The 17916-nt window shown below is 66.9% G+C and carries 10 protein-coding genes; 2 read left to right on the top strand and 8 right to left on the bottom strand.

Going from position 1 to position 17916, the window contains the following annotated elements:
- The first annotated feature begins 117 nt into the window (after positions 1 to 117).
- Together ACTRO_RS36600 and ACTRO_RS36595 are read left to right on the top strand one after the other, a co-directional pair.
- Positions 118 to 939, top strand: coding sequence for a hypothetical protein (locus tag ACTRO_RS36600; protein WP_034270633.1), 822 nt, complete (start codon positions 118 to 120; stop codon positions 937 to 939).
- Positions 936 to 2189, top strand: coding sequence for a helix-turn-helix domain-containing protein (locus tag ACTRO_RS36595; RefSeq protein ID WP_051451939.1), 1254 nt, complete (start codon positions 936 to 938; stop codon positions 2187 to 2189). Before ACTRO_RS36600 ends, ACTRO_RS36595 begins: the two co-directional genes overlap by 4 nt.
- Before the next feature lie 684 nt (positions 2190 to 2873).
- Here ACTRO_RS36595 and ACTRO_RS49255 read toward each other — a convergent pair.
- The 8 genes from ACTRO_RS49255 to pglX form a co-directional block, all read right to left on the bottom strand.
- Complete coding sequence (locus ACTRO_RS49255; protein ID WP_211244533.1) at positions 2874 to 3128, bottom strand: hypothetical protein; 255 nt, start codon at positions 3126 to 3128, stop codon at positions 2874 to 2876.
- Positions 3103 to 3378 (bottom strand): hypothetical protein, encoded by a 276-nt coding sequence (locus ACTRO_RS49250; RefSeq protein ID WP_211244532.1) that lies wholly within the window; start codon positions 3376 to 3378, stop codon positions 3103 to 3105. Before ACTRO_RS49250 ends, ACTRO_RS49255 begins: the two co-directional genes overlap by 26 nt.
- The gene (locus tag ACTRO_RS49245; RefSeq protein ID WP_211244531.1) at positions 3375 to 3914 is read right to left on the bottom strand and encodes a hypothetical protein; all 540 of its coding nucleotides are present in this window, start codon (positions 3912 to 3914) and stop codon (positions 3375 to 3377) included. The genes ACTRO_RS49250 and ACTRO_RS49245 overlap by 4 nt, the downstream gene beginning before the upstream one ends.
- 118 nt (positions 3915 to 4032) lie before the next feature.
- The gene (locus ACTRO_RS36585) at positions 4033 to 6195 is read right to left on the bottom strand and encodes a DEAD/DEAH box helicase (protein WP_211244530.1); all 2163 of its coding nucleotides are present in this window, start codon (positions 6193 to 6195) and stop codon (positions 4033 to 4035) included.
- Positions 6192 to 7544, bottom strand: coding sequence for a BREX system ATP-binding protein BrxD (gene brxD / locus ACTRO_RS36580; RefSeq protein ID WP_034270631.1), 1353 nt, complete (start codon positions 7542 to 7544; stop codon positions 6192 to 6194). Before brxD ends, ACTRO_RS36585 begins: the two co-directional genes overlap by 4 nt.
- Positions 7545 to 7592: 48 nt before the next feature.
- Positions 7593 to 10466 (bottom strand): BREX-2 system phosphatase PglZ, encoded by a 2874-nt coding sequence (gene pglZ / locus ACTRO_RS36575; RefSeq protein ID WP_169739992.1) that lies wholly within the window; start codon positions 10464 to 10466, stop codon positions 7593 to 7595.
- A gap of 4 nt (positions 10467 to 10470) precedes the next feature.
- A complete protein-coding gene (locus tag ACTRO_RS36570; protein ID WP_034270629.1) occupies positions 10471 to 14328 on the bottom strand; it encodes a BREX-2 system ATPase PglY family protein in 3858 nt (1285 codons plus the stop codon).
- A 2-nt stretch (positions 14329 to 14330) separates the two neighbouring features.
- Positions 14331 to 17903, bottom strand: coding sequence for a BREX-2 system adenine-specific DNA-methyltransferase PglX (gene pglX, locus ACTRO_RS36565; RefSeq protein WP_169739991.1), 3573 nt, complete (start codon positions 17901 to 17903; stop codon positions 14331 to 14333).
- Between the last annotated feature and the right edge of the window lie 13 nt (positions 17904 to 17916).

The following is a 17916-nucleotide window of genomic DNA, read 5'->3' as shown; positions in this document are numbered from 1 at the left end:
TCAAGGGCACGGAGCAGAGCGGCACGATCACAGGCCGCAGTGCAGTCAGAGACCGACTGTACTCCCCATGGTTCATTTTCACGCACAAGATGCTGTCTGTGGTGTATCCTCGGCGACATGAGTGAGCAGCAGGACGTGATCGAGACGTTCGGGGAAGCGGGCGTGCTCGGCGGTATCCGGTGGGCGTACGACTCGGCCACCAGTCGTGTGCTCGAGGACTTCTCCGAGGACGACGGCCACGACGCCGCGTTCGCCGGCACCATGCGGTACACACTGATCCGCGACCGGCTCGACCGCGTCTTCTCCACTGGAAAGTACGCGATTCCGCCGGGTAACGCCGACCAGCAGGTCAGCCTCGATCTCGTGCACGCCGCGCTGACGAAGCGTGACATCGAGACGATGCCGGCGCTCGCCCCGGGTCTGGTCGTCCGAGAAGACCTCAACGGCAGCCCTGGATGGCGGTGGACGCACTGGCGTTGGCTGCTGGCCGCCGCGCAGTACGGGCACCTCGACACCGTGCCGTGGCCGCGCAAGAGCACGACGAAGCAGCGCGTGGCTAGGCAACCCAGCCCCGACTCGGATCAGCCGACGCTGTTCGAGGACTTCGCGGCCGAGGAGATCGGCGGCTTGGCCGAGATGCTCAATGCGGTGCTCAAGCTCGACCTCGATACCCTGGTCGTGGGCCACACCCAGGACGTTGCCCACAACGGGCGCGAACTCGTCCTCGGCCGCGCCCGACTGAACACCGGCGGCGGACCGGCCTGGCACTGGAGACAGGACCTGCTCACGCTGCCCCCGATGGACGACGGCGGCCGCACCCCGGTGCCCAACCCCAGCCCCATGCCGATCGGCCCCGACCCGATCGCCGTCGAGGATGCCACCGTCCGACTGCGCCCGGCCGCCACCCGACGCACCGGACGCGCGAGCGGCGAACGATGAGCAAAGCCAGAAGGACGACGTCACGCGCAACCGATGTCGCCCATCTGTTCGACGGTTCCCGCCTCACTCTCGCCCGCCAGCTCGCCGGGTTGCGCAAGAACGAGCTGGCGGCCCGGGTGGACAAGAGCCCGACCGCGGTGGCGGCGTTCGAGTCGAACGCCAAACGCCCCACGGCCTCCACCGTGGCACAGCTTGCTCTGGGCCTATCGGTCGACCCTGCGTTCTTCGCCGTGCGCCCCGAGGACGTCACGGTGCTGAAAACCACCGCTCACTTCCGCTCGCTGCGCTCGACCAGCCAGCTCAGCCGCGACCAGGCAATCGCCTACGGGCAGCTGGCCATCGACATCGCGGGCACCTTCGAGCGGTACGTCGAGTTCCCCGAGCCGGATCTGCCGGAGTACCCGGTGCACGTGGAGGACGCGGATGGCGACGGCCCGGAACAGGCCGCCCGCCTGGTCCGTGAGGTGTGGGGACTGGGCGAGGAGCCGATCGCACACCTGGTGCGGATACTGGAAAACCGCGGCGTGTTGGTGGTGTTCAGCCCGGTTCAGACCTCGTCCGTCGACGCCTACTCTTTCGTCGGGCCCTTGCGCCCGGTAGTGGTGCTCAACCCGCTCAAGCACGATTACTACCGGCAGCGCTTCGACGTCGCGCACGAACTCGGGCATCTCGTGATGCACTCCGACGCCGAGCCGGGGAGCCGCATCGTGGAGGAGCAGGCCAACCGCTTCGCCTCCGAACTGCTCATGCCCGCCGCCGGAATCCGGGAGCTGCTGCCGACCACGATGAGCGGGCGCCCCTGGCGAACGCTCGGACAGCTCAAGGAGCAGTGGGGCGTGAGCATGCAGGCCCTGCTCTACCGGGCCCGCCGACTCGAGACGCTCAGCGACATCTCCTATCGCAACGCGATGGCGACGATCTCCGCGCGGGGCTGGCGACGCGACGAACCGGGCCGCATGATCCGGATCGAGCAGCCCTCACTGCTACCGCGAACACTTGAACTCCTGGCTCACGAAGACATCGATGAGAACGTCTTGATCGAGCAGTGCGCGGTGCCACGCGACCTGTTCCACATCATCACCGCGAGAACACCGGACGCCGTCATTGACACAGCACCCGACCTTGCACTGCATCAAGAGCCTTCAGCCCAGGTCATCTCACTGCTCGATTGGCACGAGCGCGGATCTACCACGTCCACTGACGATTACACAGAAGCGGCTCGGCCGGAACCGTCGAGTGCGACGCGCTAGACGGTACGTAGGTGCCGGTTGTGGCCGGGCCTCGCTCGCAATTTGTGGTGGGCTGCCGGTCGGGCGCAGCCTGGCCGGTATGCCTACACGAGCGGGAGGCCCGGCCACAATCGGCACCTACGTACCGTCTTGCGATCGGCGGAGATCCTGGCCATTCTGACGGGCTGCTGCGGCACGCCGCGTTCAGTCGATCATCGACACGTTCATAGCCCTGAACTGCGCACGGCCTGCTGCCGACTGCGTGCCACATCGACCACAGCCACTCCTTTCCGAACACCGGGTACGCGCACCTGCTGGATTGACGGAACTACTTCGGCTCAACGGCGTCGGTAGATCAAGGTACGTTCATTCGCTAAGTGCGAGGTGACCGGCGCTGACTCTGGGTCCACCGAGCCAATTTCAGGACACTGATTTCCGACTTTTATCGGTTTTGCCGGTTGCCCGGGCAGGGGTAACTGCCAGCAGTACTCGGCGAACTGGCCACGGCGTTCGGCCGCGCGCCCACAGACGCCGCGCCCCTGCACTCACTGCTGGACGTGGTGGAGGCATCCGTGTGACGGCTGAACGGGCGTTCGCGCGGTCCCGTCAACGCACGCGGCGGGACCGCGCATGTCGGCTCACCTGTCCGAGCGCCGAGTGGTCTCGTCTGCGTCGCACGGTGGCATGAACCACGGCGAAGCCGGTTCACCGATGGCGCAGGGAGCCGGCGGCGTAACGTAGCTGGTAGACAAGAGGTTCGCCGTCTTTGTCCGCGACGTCGTAGATCGTGATGGCAGATAGCAGATCGGCTTTGATCTGCCGGGTGCGGGCGACACGTTCGTCCTCGTTTCCGGTGATCCACGCCTCTACCTGCTCGGGCATGGTGAAGGCGAGTTGATAGGCGTTCTCGTCCCCGACAGGGCTCGCCAGCCACTCATCGTTGGTGCGCCGGATGCGCACCGGGTGGCTGCTTGGCCGCGAACGCACGGAACGCCGCCTTGTCCTCGGCGCGCAGCGCGAGCACGAACGGTGCCGCCGGAAAGCCGAGCAGCAGATGGGTGTTCTGGTGGGCATGCAGGGTCTGGGCGAGCGCGGCGAGCACTTGATCAGCCGCTGCGGCGAACTGCGGCGCGGCGGTTTCGATGTCGGGCAGGTCCTCGGCGGAGAGCGTGCGGAGCAAGGTCCGCAGCCGCACACGCAGCCAGCTCACAGGGAACTTCTCGATGCCGTAGCGCTCCTGGCGCCGATAAGCTTTCCGGCTGCCTTCGCGATGGGTTCGAGCAGCCAGGTAAATGCGGGGACGGACAAGTCGATCAGAGAGATCTGCTGCGCCAGGGCATACTGTTGGGCCCCGCTGGTGAAGCCGCTGGCCGAGAACAGCGCGTACGCGTAGTGGAAGCGGCGTTGCGGACGACCGGTGGCGGGGCGGTTCGCGTAATTCTCGTTCACGTCGTCGATCACGCCGTGGGCGTCGCGCGCCACTTCGAGCCGACACGGGGTGGAGTAGTACTTCGCCTCGAGGAACATCCACACCGGCAGCGAAAACGCCGGGGTGAAGGCGAGTTCGCCGAGCACGTCGACCTGGTGGCTGGTGCCCCGACCGCGCACCCGAAGCTCCTGGCCTTGGGCCTCGAGCTCCACCGGGTCGTCCTCGACGCTCACCAGCAGCCGGTATCCGCTGCCGCGCAGCAACCATGCCAGGCACTCTTCCAACAGATAACCGCGCAGCACGGGCTCTCTCGCCATGCCGGGACGGTATCAGGACCCCCTCTAGGCGCCCTCTCGCCAGCCGCTACCCCGGGCGTCCGGGCGGTCGCGACGCGGGCTTGCGCGCCGAATGCGGCCAAGCGCCCACCGCCTCAAACTACAGATCACGGCCAGCGTGCCAGTGTGTGGGGACTGAGAATACGTGGCGTGCGCCCTCGTAGTCAGCCAGGCGCGTGGCGAGTACCCGCTCGGCCAACTGCTTTGGCAGGGCTTCGGAGAATTTCAGGCCTTGAAGGGCGTTGGGGTCAGGAGCCGGGGCGCGAAGCGGACGATTTCGGGCGATGGCGGACACCTCCTTCCACTCGGCGAAGGTCAGCTCTCGAGGGATCGCGATCCACCGGTCGCTCACGGCGGGTGCGCTCGACCACCCGGGGCCGCCGGCTTCGGTCAAAGACGCCGCGAGGGTGAGGTTCGCGCGATGCCCTGCCCAGGTCCACCACCGCACCCTGGTGGCGCGGTCACCGACGTCGATGATCAGCCCATCCGGATGTACCAGAGTGCTCCCTTTCTCCCTCGCCTTGGCGAGCGCGGTTTCCGCGCGACGGGTGAGGCGCACGGGGGGGTCTTCTCCGAGGAGGACTGTGCGCATCGCCTGGGTCAGCTCGAAGGACAGGCCGCCACGCTCCGCGGATGCTCCCCACCTGGCGCGGCCGCCGCCGTCGGCGGGCTCGACCTGGCATCTACGTCGTGCCCAGTCGATGAACGTGATCTGCCAACTGCGTCCGGCCAGAAGGATCCGGCGCGGGCCGTCGGCGAATGCCGTGAGGAGTCCGGGCTCGACTTGGCCGATCTCGGTGCGTCCTGCGAGCACCGTGAACTGCGGCGGTGCTGTGAAGGACGCGGTCAGCTCCATGAAGTGGCGACGGCCGAAGCGGTGCTCGGCTGTAGGGCCTACGAAGAGCATGCCTCCGTCCGCGTCGAGGAACCCTTCGCTGCGCAGGTGTTCGACAATGGGGGCGGCTTCGGCGTCGAATGGGGTCAGGCCGTTCCACTCCTGCTCCCACAGGCGGTCGCCGACTCTGCCTTTTTGCAGGCACAGCGCCATCACCTGCTGGGCGACGAGATGCAGCGGCTCGGGCGGGGCGGCGACCCGTTCCACGAACCCTTGTCCCCACAGGTGGAGTAGTCCGGCGGCCTGAAGGAGTTGGCGTTCGCCGGTCGCCAGGAACAAGCAGTTGCGCTCGGTTTGCGGGCGCCGGCCGGTCCGCCCGAGTCGCTGGAGGAAGGAGGCGACGGTGTTCGGCGCGTCGATCTGGATGACCCGGTCGAGGTCGCCTACGTCGATGCCGAGTTCGAGGGTGGACGTGGCGATGATGACGCAGTCCCTGGCCTCGGCGAACGCGGTCTCGCTGCGTCGGCGTTCGTCGGCCGAAAGCGAGGCGTGGGAGAGGAAGGTTTGCACGCCGAGGGCGTTGAGCGCTTGGCCGAGTTGCTCGACCTGGCGCCGGGCGTCGCAGAACACGAGTCGCTTCTGGCCGGTGTGCAGCGCGGCGATGACGCGCGCGGCATTTTCCAGCGAACCGACGTAGTCCAGTTCGAGGTCTGCAGCGCGCGGATGAGGCGAGAGCGGGCCTGTACCGGCCGCGATGACCTCGGGCTTGCGTCCCGTGGGGTTCGCACCTTGGAGCCAGGCCGCGAGTTGTTCGGGGTTGCCGACGGTGGCGGACAGCCCGATGCGCTGGAGCGGGCGACCGCACAATCTGCTGAGCCTTTCGAGGACGGCCAGCAGGTGCCAGCCGCGGTCGTCGGAAGCGAACGCGTGCACTTCGTCGATCACCACGGCGGCGAGGCTGCGGAACAGGTCCTGCTCGTCCACGTTCACCGAGACGAGCATCGCTTCCAACGACTCGGGAGTAGTCAGCAGGATGTCGGACGGCTCGCGGAGCAGCGCCCGACGCGCTCCGGCTCCGATGTCGCCGTGCCAGAGCGCTGTCCGCCGGCCGATCCAGTCAGTGTAACTGCCGACGCGGGGCGCGAGGTTGTTGAGCAGGGCCTTGATTGGGCACAGATAGAGCACGCTTAAGCCGCGGCGCCGGTCTCGATCCATCGCGGTCAGCAGCGGGAAGAGCGCGGCTTCGGTCTTCCCGCCGGCCGTCGGCGCGAGCAGCACCGCGTCTGCTCCCGCGAGCAGCGGGCGGATCGCCGCGCGCTGCAGGGGGCGTAGATTCCGCCATCCCAGAGTATTGACGATGTGGTGGGCGAGCACCGGATGCAGCGCGGCGAACGGATCCTCATCCTCGCCGCTGTGCGCCGTGATCACGGCAGGTCCAGCTCGACCTCGTCGGCGCGGGTCGCCGCGCCGGCGTTGCGCTCGGCCTCGGTGAGCTCGGCGTCGTTGACGGTAAGGCGATAGTGCTTGCGCGGGTCAAAGTCGGGAAACTCGTCGATTCGGTCGAGTACGTCGGCGACCAGTTTGCGCAGGAACAGGCGCGGTGCGATGCCGACCTGCCCGCCCAGGTGCCCGGCGACCGCGCAGGCCAGGTCGCGAAGGTAGGCGTCGTCCGCGAATCGCGCGACGCGGTCGGGGTTGCGAGCACCGTTCGCGTACAGGGCTGTGACCCGGTTGCCGAGTTCAGTCAGGCGGTCGATGTCGAAGCCGGTGAGCCTCAGTTGGACTGCGCGCGCGGAATCGAATCGGGGGTCGGTGGTGAAGTCGGTGGCCAGTCGTTGGGCCAATGGCGCCAGTCGCTGCACGCCCTGTTGGCCATCGAAGAACGCCGGGGTGCCGGTGATCACGAGGAACAGGCCGGGCAGGTGCCCGGCATCGATCTCGTCGATCAGTTGGCGCAGGGCGTTGAGGCCCTTCTCCCGAACGTCGGAGCGCACGCGCTGCAGCGTCTCGATCTCGTCGAGTACGACGAGCAATCCTGGATGGCCGCTTTCCCGGAGCACAGTGAGCAGGCCGCGCAGAAAGCCGAGCGCGGCGGTGTGGTCCAGGTCACCGCGCACCCCTGCGGCGCGTTTCGCGGCGGCAGCCACGCTCGGCTGACCTCCCAGCCAGGCCGCGAGCGCTTCAGCGGTGCTCGTGTCTCCGGACAGGCGAGATTGGCGGTAGCCGCGCAGTGCTGCGGAGAACGCCGGGGCCGTGGTGGCGACGACGGCGAGGCGCTGTTCGAGCAGGCCCTCGACGGCCGCCGAGACCTGTTCGGGGTCGTCGGCGCTCGCGCCGAGCTGCTCTGCGGCGTCCTCCTCCAATGTGTAGAGCCATGAGTCGATCACGGCGGTCAGTGCGCTGGGCTGGTGTGTGGAGGTGGTCAGATGCTCGGTGAGCCGTCGGTAGACCGTCTCGAGCCGGTGCAGCGGCGTCTCGCCCTCGGAGATCTGGATCTCGCTGGTGGCAAGGCCGGCTCTGCGCGCGCACTCGGCGAGATACCGGGCGAAGAAGGTCTTGCCGCTTCCGTATTCGCCGCGCACCGCCTGGAATGCTGCGGCTCCCGCTGCGACCGCGGACAGTTGTTCGTCCAGAGCCGGAACGAACCGCTGCATCCCGACGGCGAACAGGTCGAGGCCGGTTTGCGGCACGGTGCCGCGACGCAGTGCGTCCACGATCTGCCGTCGCCGGACCGGGCTGACCGACACCTCGGCTTCCGTCGGCGTGGGCGCCGTCATCTGCGTTCTCCCTGACGTTTCACTGCCATGATCGTGCTCGCTGACACCCTAGCGGCGCCCGAGGCCGAACTGCTCGCGCAGCAGTTCTGTGTCGAGCCGGATGGTGCGCCCCGCGTCGATCCGGGAGACCACCGGATACTGGTCGATGTTCAGAAGCCGCTCGAGGTTGGCGACGAACCCGTCGAACAGCGTGCCGGACCGCCCGACGGCTTGGGCGAGCGCTGCGGCCGGAAGCGTCCTTCCGGCCGCGTCCAGCGCGTCGATTACCGCAGTGACCTCGGCGTCCTTCATCTTCGGCACGAACTTGCGCTGGCGTGCGTAGGCTTCGCTGGCCACAACGAGCGAGCCGAGCAAGGGGGAGGCCGGCCGTGTGGGCGCCGCGTTCGCTGTCGTGCCCTGGCCCGGTTCGAGAGAGAACAGGGCTTCGGCCCCGGTCTCGCTCGAGGGCACAGCGCCTCGGGCAGGACGTTTGCGCGGTGCCGGCTGTGCCTGAACCACGCCGCCGGGCGGTTGTTCGCCGCTCCACCACACAGGGGTCGTCTGGCTTTGGTTCAGCACGCTCCACTCGGGCCCGCCCGTAGCTTCGGGCACGGGCTGCCCGGCCTGGAGGAACACCAGAACCGGTATGGCCATCTCGGCCAGGGACGCGCCCCCGTGGTAGCCGGCCTTCCTCGAGGTGTACCTGAGCGGCTCGCTCACCGCCGCGACGAGGCTGCCGCCGTGCTCGAGCACGCGCAGCCCGGTGAGCACCACCTCGCCCGGGCCAGCGGGTTCGCCGTCGGTGCTGCGGTAGCGCTGGCTTCGGTCAGTGCTCGTTGTTCGCGCCGGTGAATCCTGTGCCGTGGATCGGTCCAGCACGTGGCCGTGATCGCTAACGATCACGACCGGGCGACCGTACGCGCTCGCGGCGTCGAGCAGGACGGCGAGGTGGGTGAGGCTCTCATGCGCCCATCGGGCACGGTCGCCGCGGGCGCCCTTGTCCAGCGCGTCGTCCACGTCGTTGAGCACCACCCCGACCACCCCTGGGCCGGAAAGCTCCTGCGTCAATCGACCGCTAAGGCGCGCTCCGGCGCCCTCGCCCGGGATATCGGCTTTGTGGAACAGGCTCGCTGCATATCCGTGGGCCCGCCAGAACGCCGCGAACCCTGCCTTCTCACGCTCCTGACCGCCCTTGCTCGCAGTCCCTGACAGCAGACTGCAACGGCTGACCACGGTGATCGAGGGCACCATCGCACACGCGGTCATACGGGACTTGCGGCCCTGGCCCGTGAGCGCGATCTCGGTCCACTGGTTGCGCCGTGTCATCTCCTCGGCTAATTCGACGGCGACGGCGCCGGACATCCCGTCGATCACGAGGATCATTGGCGCCCGGTCGATGCCTGCTGCCAAGGGCGCGACCACTGTCTCCATCACCGCCTCGATCGGCAGGACACCGCCGGGATGGGCTGCATCGGCTGCGGGCGTCCAGCGGGCGAGGATCTCTGCGAACGCGGTGTCCATTGCGGAGCGGGCGGTGCGCGCACGGTCGTGGAGCTCGCGCAAGACCGAGGCGACGTAGTCGGCTGAATCTTGGTCAGGATCGAGGTAGGGGTCTCCGTGGTGCAACGTGTTCAGCGCACGATCGACCCAGGCGAGCTCGTCGATGTGCCGGGATAGATGCGCGGCGACGGATTTTGGCTGAGCCGCCGTCGCTTCGGCGGTGCGGGCCAGCCACCGGACCACGCGCAGCGCCATCTCGGCCAGTTCGATCCGCTGCGGGAAGAGCGCGGCGAGACGGTGCCGACATAGCGCGTCGTACTTCTCCGCCACCGCAGCAGCAGCACTCGAGCCCGACTCGTGTGCGAGCGCCTGGGCGAATTCGTTCCACCGCGCGGAGAAGCCCAGCGGCAGGACGGCGCTCTCTCGGAATCCGGCGGTCAGATGGCGGCTTGCGGAGGCGAGTTGTTCGGCGCGGGCCACCGCGGCCAGTACCCGATCACGCTGGCCCGTCGCGGTCGCGGCCGAGGAGCGCGCCGCTGCGGTAATCCACCGGGCGACGGCTCCTTCCGCCGCCGTGGCCAGAGCGTCCAGGTCCCCGGTCGTGGGCCCGCCGTGACCGAACAGCGCCCCGATCAGCAGCAACGCGTCGCCGTGACCGTTCGCGGATCTCCACAGCAGCCCGAGGGGCACCGCGTCCGCGCCCCGGCCGAGCTCGGCCAGACGCAGCACCAGCGCGGCGGGAGCACCGGAGGTCTCCCGCATCCAGGCGGCCAAGCCGTCGCGTTCGGCTCCCGACAGCTCCGCGTAACGCTGAGAGCCGGCTCCCTGCGCGCTCCATTCGAGAAGCGTGCCGATATCCGGAGCGGTCAGGCCGTCGTCCTCGCCTGCCAGCCCAGTGCGCGCCTCCAACAGGGCAGCGGCGGCGGCGTCTCTGGTCAGCACGGTTCCGATGCGCTTTCGTCCGGCCGCCCACCCGCCGGGCGGCGCGGCATCGAGAAGCGCGTCGAGCAGCCACTGCTCACGGCTCAGGCGCCAGTCGAGTTCGCGCAGGTTGAACTGCTCGAGAACCAGTTCGTCGCGTCGCACGGTGATCGTGGCCTGATGCGCCGCATACGCGCGCAGGCTCAGCCCCAGGTCCTCGTCCGGAACCGAGGTTGTGATCACCAGGACCCGGACGTCGGATCCAGTCTGTGCCGCTTGGTGCCGTTCCCATGCGTCCGCCGCAGCCAGAACGCTGCCGCACTCGACGACGCTCACCTGGTAACGCAGGCCAATGACATTGAGGGCGAATGATCCGTCCGTGCCCGACCACTCGGACGAGTCGGCGTGCACGAGCAAGAGCTGCGCGCGCTTGCGCTCGAGTTCGCCGCGAACAAGCCCGGCCAGCACGCTCCGGCTGATCCGGGGCGCCCGCTGGGAGGTTTGCTCGGCTGCCGTGGGCACCGTATCAGGCTCCTTCTTCATCGACGACCGGGCGCCACATGATCTCGATCACCGCATCGGGATGCGCAGAGGCATAGGCGCTGGCCTCGGCCAGGACGTCCCGGCTAATCGATTCGAGCATGCTCGCGGATCGCGCGCGCTTTGCGCGGCGTGGAGCGAGCTCTTGCTCGTCCAAGGGCAACGGCACATCGCCGGCGTTGCGCGGCGCAGGATCCGGCACCGTCGGGCCGTCCGGTACTGCGGGCGGCGTGACGCGCTCGACCGCTACGGCAGCGCGCCGCTGCGACTCGCCAAGCAGGACAAGGCCGCGGTTGTACGTCTCGGCCAGGGCCTCGGGCAGGGAGGCGACGAACTCCTCGCTGTTTGCTGCCTTGGTCAGCCGGTTCGCCAGCGACCGGGCCTGCTCGCCGATGTCGTCGGCGCGCTCGGCCATATCCCGAACCATCTCCACCATGGACCACTGGGTCGCGTCGAGCGCGGTCAGGACCTCCTGGGCGGATTTGATCGTGTTGCCCATAACCTGGTCGCTGACCGGGTAGGCGTGGGTGGCAAGCTCCCCGACCAGGGCCGTATCGCTGTCCTTGTCGTGGTGCCGCGAGAGCTTCGCGAGAAGCTCGGCAGCCTCGGTCACCGAGGTGGTGCGGGCGTTCCCGGCCTCCAGGCCGAGCAGCGCGGCGTGCGTGTCGGCGCGGAGAGAGTCCAAGAGGTTTTTCACCGGCCCCTCATAACGGCCGACCTGTGCCCGGACCTCCGCGGCCAGCTGCGCGGTGTTGCGCGCGTTGCGTACCGGCGGGAACCTCAGACCGAACACCCCGGCCGCCTTCGCACAGGCTGCGGTGTACTGCTGCTCGTCCGGGAGTTCCTGGGAACGTAGCGCGTAGCCCTCGCCGATCCGCTCAAGCTCGGGCGCGGCGACCGGGGACTGGTGGTAGACCCATGTCTTGTCCGCAACCATCGCATAGCAGGAAATGATCAGGTTCGAGGCGTTGCGATCCAGCCCGGTGAACCCCAGCTCTCCGAGCCAGGCGCGTAACTGTTCGACCTTCAGGTCAGCGCCTGGATCGACGCCCGCCTTCGCAGCCTGCTGGTCGAGGCGCCTGCGCCACTCGGTCGAAACGTTCAGCGGCCCGTCGTGCACTTCGCCGAGTTGGAGCCCGTGCACGATCCTCCGCGCGAGCAGCAGCTTGGAACTCTCGACGACCGTGCGCATCGACCCGTCCTCGACCGCCGCAGCTACGAGCGCCTGCACGGTCTTGAGGTCGCGCAGCGTGACCAGATCGCCCTTGCCCTGCGGATCGAGGTTAAGGTGTCCCGGGTGCAGGCCGGTGAACAGATCCTGCGCGATCCGCAGCATGGCCTTCTCGAAGCCCTCGGACCTGCGGAGTACCGGACGGTGGCCGGGGAGCAGGGACAGCAGGTGCTCGCCGTCGGTCACGGTGGAGCCGATGTTGCGCTCCTCGCCCTTGACCAGGCCGTAGGCCTGCAAGATCGCCTCGGTAAGCTGCTGCGTCAGGTTCGCGGCGCTGACCTGGAGCTGCTGCTTGACCCGTAGACGGTCCTCGGCCGAGAGGTGGCTGGCGACCTCTTCCAGTCGGTCGCCGCGCAGCAGCGACTCGGTGCGCAGCAGCCTTCCGAGCAGGTTCGTGCAGCTGACCGAGAGGAAGTCGGGCAGCCACACCACCGTCGGCGCGCTGGTACCGCCGCGCACCATCGCCTCCACCCGCGCCTTGTCGTCGTTGGGCGAGTGGTCCGGCTCGTCGAAGGGGTAGTCAATGACGATCTTGATGTGGCCAGCGGTGTCGGGTTCGAATCGGCCGCTGCTTACCGAATGGGAGTCGCGGACGTTGCCGAAGACGAACTCGACGCGTCGCTGGGTGCCCTGCCAAATGACTGCGCGCTGTTCCGCATCGGCAGTCTGGTCCATCGGTACGCCGAATGCATCCCACAGCAGCTTTTTGACCCAGATGCGGCGCGAGCCCGGGCGGTCGGCGTCGTCGCAGGCATCCAGCAGCGGTTTGACGTCGAGATCGGACAGGTGCACGGTGAACACCGGATCGGCCTGGTCGCCGTCCGAGCGGATCTGTCCGGAGAATTCCGCGGCCAACTCGCGCATCCGTTTGACGGCCGCGCTACCGGCGCTGGTCAGCCGCGAGGTGAGTACGCCGTAGTTGAGCGCAGCCAGCTTCCCGCCGGTCAACTGGCGAAGCGCCGGCACGTCTGGGGCGAGCGCCGATAGCAGCAGCGTCTTGATCAGCAGGTCGTCCTGACGCAGCCGCGTGTCGTCGGGATCGCCCTGGTAGCGCTCCTGCAGGGTTCGCACAACCTCCCCGTGAAGCTTCTGGGCGCGTTCGGCCTCTGTCTTGAGCCGGTCGGTGAACGGTGCACCGGTGCGCGCGGTGAGCACATCCCACAACTCGCCCAGCGGGATCGGATTGCCAAGTGGCGTCTCGGCGTTGTTGCGGAGCAATTCGTAGACGAGCTTGAGCCCAGAGCGCTCTCGCTGAAGCGCATTGGAGATCGCGACCAGAGTGTTGAGCAGAGCGGGAGTCAGCGGGTAGACGCTGCGGAAGTCATCCCAGTCCGCCTGCGTGGCGCCGTGCGCGTCGAGGAGGATGTCGCGGTCCTTGGCGCCGGCCGTCTCCACCGCGTCGAAAGCGGCGTCGATCGCCGACTCGCCTCCCGGCCGACGACGCAGCACCCGCTCCCGGATGATCGCCGGCAAATTCCGGTCTTCGAGCTCGATCACGTCGAATCGCTCTGCCAAGTAGTTGGCCTGGGCCTCGAGGTTCTTCACGTCCGCGCCGACGATGTCCTCGCCGATCAACACCGACAGGTTCCGCTGCCGCGAGACGAACGCCACGATCGGGATCGGCCGGTCGTTGTTGGCCGACTCGATGAGCTTGACCAGCAGTTGCACCTGGGTGTTGATGAACGTGCGCTCACCCAGGTGGGCTTGGAGCCACAGGATCAGTTCATCGAGGAAAAGCACGATCCCGTCGTAGCCGAGGCTCTGGGCATGGTGCGAGATCGCGGACAGACCGTCATCGAGCGAGACAAACCCGCCGTCCGCGCCGTGAACCGCGGACTTGTAACTGCTCAGCGGCCCATCCAGCAGCGCCTGTACTAAGCGGCCGCGCGTGGCGTCGCCGGGTGGGGTGTGCTCGTCGAGGGCGGTGTCGAGGTCGGCGGCCAACCAAGACTGTGAAGCGGCGCCGGGCGCGGAGGCATCCAACGGCTCGAGGTCGTCGTCTGGCGCCGCCCTGCCCGCGGCCGCCGGGTGTTGCCTGGAACCACCGCCGAGCCATTGCGCGAACAGGGCGTCATCGCCGAAAAACTGCCGCTGGCGCCGCGCGTCGGCCATCAACTGCTGGTCCCGGTAGACCGCTGGCGTCGGCGCCTTATCGTGCTTCTCGCCTACGGTGCGCACGTAACCGCTGAGCAGCGCCGAGGTGATGTCAGTGGCGCCAACGAGGTGGTAAGGCACCATCAGGAAGCTGCGTCCACGCAGCCATGAGTCGTGGTCCGCGATGACAGGCTGGAGGCCAGCCTTCGCCCGGGCATCGGTGTCGTTGTTCAGCACCGCATGGAGAACCGTCAGGAAATGGGACTTCCCGGATCCGAACGAGCCGTGCAGGTACGCGGCGTGCGAGGTGCGCGTGGTATAGGCGGCTTTGACCAGATTCAACGCGTCGGCGAACGCCTTGCGCAACTGATCGGTAACCACGTACTCGTCGATAAGCTGCTTGGTCTTGGCCTCGTCGGCGACTCCGGCGGTCAACTCCACCTTGAAGTCGCCGGAGTGCACGTCATCTCTGATCTCGAGGACGTCGCGCAGCACCTTGGTTCCAGAGCCGTTACCCATGTTCAGCCCACCCCTCCATGTCCGTGCTTGGCGTGTTGCTCATCCAGGAAGGCCGTGAACTCCTGGGCGGGGTAGCCACCCCAGTCCGCATCGTAGTCGGCGTGCCACTGCGCGATCCACGGCATGATCTCCTCGAGGCCGACGAGGAGATCTGGAAGGACGATGCCGTCTTGTTCAACCCGCTCGGTGAAGGTACTCACCAGGGCTTGGGCCTGGTCCCTGCGGTTCCAGCCAGCCCAGCCGAGCAACAGCGAGCCATCTCCGGACGGCGAAGCGTCGGGATAGCTGACGAACCGTTCCTTCGGCACATCGAGCTTGCCGCGCTGGGCCCAGTACGAGTGCTTGGCGAAGTCCGCAGACGAGTACTTCGGCGGGGCCTCGACGGTACGGTGCACACCGATCCGGTCCTCCTCGCGCTGCGCTTCCCAGACGGCCTCCCATCGTGCCCGCTTGCGTAGCCCAGTGGCCTTGTAGCACAGGCGCGCGAGATACGGCACGTGTTCCGTTGAGACAAGATCGGTCAGCAGTTTCTCAAGGGACACATCCACTTTGCCGATGGATTGCGCGTACAGTTCGGCGACAGACACGAACTCATCCGAACGCCGCAGCCGGTCCGCAAGCTGGTTGATCGTCAGCGGGCGCGGCGCTGCATGACCACCGACTCGCGTGTACCACAGATCCTCGTCCTCGGTGCGGTCTAGCAGCCAGCCGCGCAGCGCTTCAGCCTCACGCCTTTCCCACGGCTCGAGCGACCAACGGCGCTTGTACTCGGGCCGTTCGATGAGATTGATGTTCGGATTCTTTGAGATGAGATCAACCCTGGCCTGCACGATCGCGCGGTACCACTCCGGCCAATGCCTGGGGATTTCAGTGACCGGTGCTGAACCATGTCGAGCAAACCACTGAGTGTCTTCCTTTCCAGCGGCAAGCACGATCTCGAAGGCACGCTCGCCCAACCTAATGCCGGCGACGTCTGCAAGGTCAGGCGCTATGACGCTCAGGATCTGCTTCTGCGTGAGCAAGCCGTACAAGCCGTAGGTGAACCAGTCGAGCTCTTCCTGAAGCGCGATTATCCGCGTGCGGAGAACCTCGTGGGTCACGCGGGCGCGATTTAAGGCCTCCCGCGTGGGCACGCCTTCGATGCAGACACTCTTTGGCTCGACGGCGGCGAGCTGCCCTGCGAGGGAATCGAGTACCCTGCCGTATTCTAGGGGCAGGCTCTTCGGTAGGGGGAAGCTCCGGAGCTTAGTCCCGCTGAACTCGAAGTACTCCTCCCACTCCCATCGCCCTGTAGACCGTTCACCGCCTCTGTTTCCCTTCCCCTGGCACACTTGCTTGAGCCAGAAGCACGCTGTTGACGAATTCAGGATACCCAGTAGTTCCAGGTGTCGGTCTTCCGTCCCCCCGAGCGGCAGTTTGATGACTGGTGCGGATCGATTGAATACACGCCCACCCCGGTCGAGGACAAAATGGTTGTGAGTCGAGACAAATGCAAAGGCAAGTCCAAGCGGAACAGTAAATCGCTCAGGATGCCAGCGGCTCCATTCGAACCAGGTGAGACCGACTTCCTCGTGAGTGCCACCGAGTTCCACACGGCCACTCAATCCAACGCGCTGCATCCAAAGCAGCTGCTCCATGGCCTGATCGCCAAGGCCTGCCTTCAGATCGGAGCCATACGGAAAGAGCGCTTCGGTCGCCGGGTCAAGGTGCCAGTCGCGTACTACGTCGCCTTCGACGAGGTCGACCACGTGAGCGCGATCTACTCCGAGCCGCTGCCAGGCTTTCGGTGGTGCGAAGTACGATTCGTCACTTCCCGTGTGTGTCGTGCGGCCGATTGCCACGCATCGGTCCCCAACGGTAGCGACGCCAGCGGTCACAATATCGCTGAACAGGTCCCCCGCCCCGCCGCCGCTGACAGACCACGGATGGGTCGCCCAGTGCCCGCGTGTCACGTCCTCAACCGTGACGTAGTCCGATGCGCTGCCTTCCTTGCCCACCTGACGCACGATGGCGTTCCAGACAAGGCCATCCTGAGGGTCTTCCGGTTGCCCAGGCTCGCCTCGGACACCGAGCACCGCACGAATCGGGATGTCCTTGTATGGGTGCTGGTTCCTCCCAATGAGGATGACGGTCGGCGTGCCGTGGCCCGGGATATACGCGCCGGATGTGTCGATGATTTTGGTGAGCTCGACATGTTTTGCGAAGTTCTCTTGGACCAGGATCTTGCCGAATTCGCGTTTCATGAACGAGTTCGCGGTAATCTGTCCGATATGGCCGGAGGGGTGAGTTCGATCGCCGCGCACGGCCAATTGGAACAGGCGCACTGCGAACGGTACCGCCAGCGAGTACTGACGGTAGCAGACCTTTCCGAATGTCTCCCGGTAGCGCTCGCTCTCCATCTTGTCACGCACAGTGATGTACGGCGGGTTCGCCACCACGGCGTGGTAGGAGCCTCGTTCAAGCAGACGGTGCCGTTCGATGTAGAACTGGGTGTCTTCAACCCAGAACTCGAACTCATTCGTTTCCTCGACGATACTGCCTTGCTTCCCGGCGCTGTCGCCTCCCGCCAGCAATGAGTCGCCCACGGCGATGACGGGCCGGAACCCATGGTCTTCGGACAGCTTCTTTGCGCCCGCTGCGTCGAGGGCCGCCAGGTGCAGGCGGAATCGAGCGATCGCCGCCGCGTGCGGGTTGCGATCACAGCCGTGCACGCTATAGAACGCACGCCGCACGAGTTCGACCCGGCTCGTGCCCGGTTCGAGCCGCTCCCAGTGTGCGAGCAGCCGGTGAAAGAGCCCCAAAAGGAAGTGGCCCGAGCCGCACGCGGGGTCGATCGCGCGGAACCCGTGGAGCGGGAAGTCCTCCAACGCAGGCTCGAGCGTCAAGTCCAGGATGAACTCCTCGACGAAAACCGGTGTTTGCCGCAGCGCGTATTTCTTCTGCGCGTACTCGGACATGTACTCGTACAAGTCGCCGAGGAAGCGCGTGTCCAGCCGGCCATTCTCGTCTCGTCCATCGAAGCGGTGCACGATCTCGCCGTCCGGGCCGCGTCGACGCCAGAACCGGATCAGGGCATCCGCCGCCTCGTAGCTCGGCGTAATAGACCAAATCGGGCTGTGGTTCTCATCGAGAATCGCCCTCGTGGCGTCCGACTGGTCCTTGAAGTACGCGAGCGCCGCGATCAGGTAGTCCCGGTCGTTGTCGTTCGGGTTTGCCTGCACGTAGCTCTCGTGCGTCTGCTCTGCTTTCGCGAGCCGTTCGCCGGGGCCGGCGAGGTAGACGTCGTCGACCAGTTCGTTGTCCTCCGCAAAGCGCACGAACACACAGCCGAGTACCCAGGCGGCGGCGACCTGCGCAATCCGCTCGGCGAGCCAGTCCGTGTAGCCGTCATCGACACGCCGCCTGGCCACAGCCTCTGCATGCTCGGCAGCCAGTTGCGCGGCAAACGGCTCTCGCTTGTCCGCGGCGCGGCGCTCCAGGTCCGTCTCGAGCAGCCTGACTTGCTGCTGGAGATCCCGAAGAAGCTCCGCAGTGCGAGCTTTCACAGCCGAGACCCGTCCATGCCCGCTGGTCACCACAACACGCCTT

The organism is Actinospica robiniae DSM 44927, from assembly GCF_000504285.1.
In the GTDB taxonomy this organism is placed as follows: Bacteria; Actinomycetota; Actinomycetes; order Streptomycetales; family Catenulisporaceae; genus Actinospica; species Actinospica robiniae.
This window is presented reverse-complemented; position numbering and strand designations above follow the sequence as displayed.

Bases quoted from the DNA above. Each gene is read 5' to 3' on its own strand.
- brxD (WP_034270631.1), bottom strand. From the start codon at position 7,544: ATGACGGCGCCCACGCCGACGGAAGCCGAGGTGTCGGTCAGCCCGGTC.
- ACTRO_RS36595 (WP_051451939.1), top strand. From the start codon at position 936: ATGAGCAAAGCCAGAAGGACGACGTCACGCGCAACCGATGTCGCCCAT.
- ACTRO_RS36570 (WP_034270629.1), bottom strand. From the start codon at position 14,328: ATGGGTAACGGCTCTGGAACCAAGGTGCTGCGCGACGTCCTCGAGATC.
- ACTRO_RS49245 (WP_211244531.1), bottom strand. From the start codon at position 3,914: ATGGCGAGAGAGCCCGTGCTGCGCGGTTATCTGTTGGAAGAGTGCCTG.
- ACTRO_RS36600 (WP_034270633.1), top strand. From the start codon at position 118: ATGAGTGAGCAGCAGGACGTGATCGAGACGTTCGGGGAAGCGGGCGTG.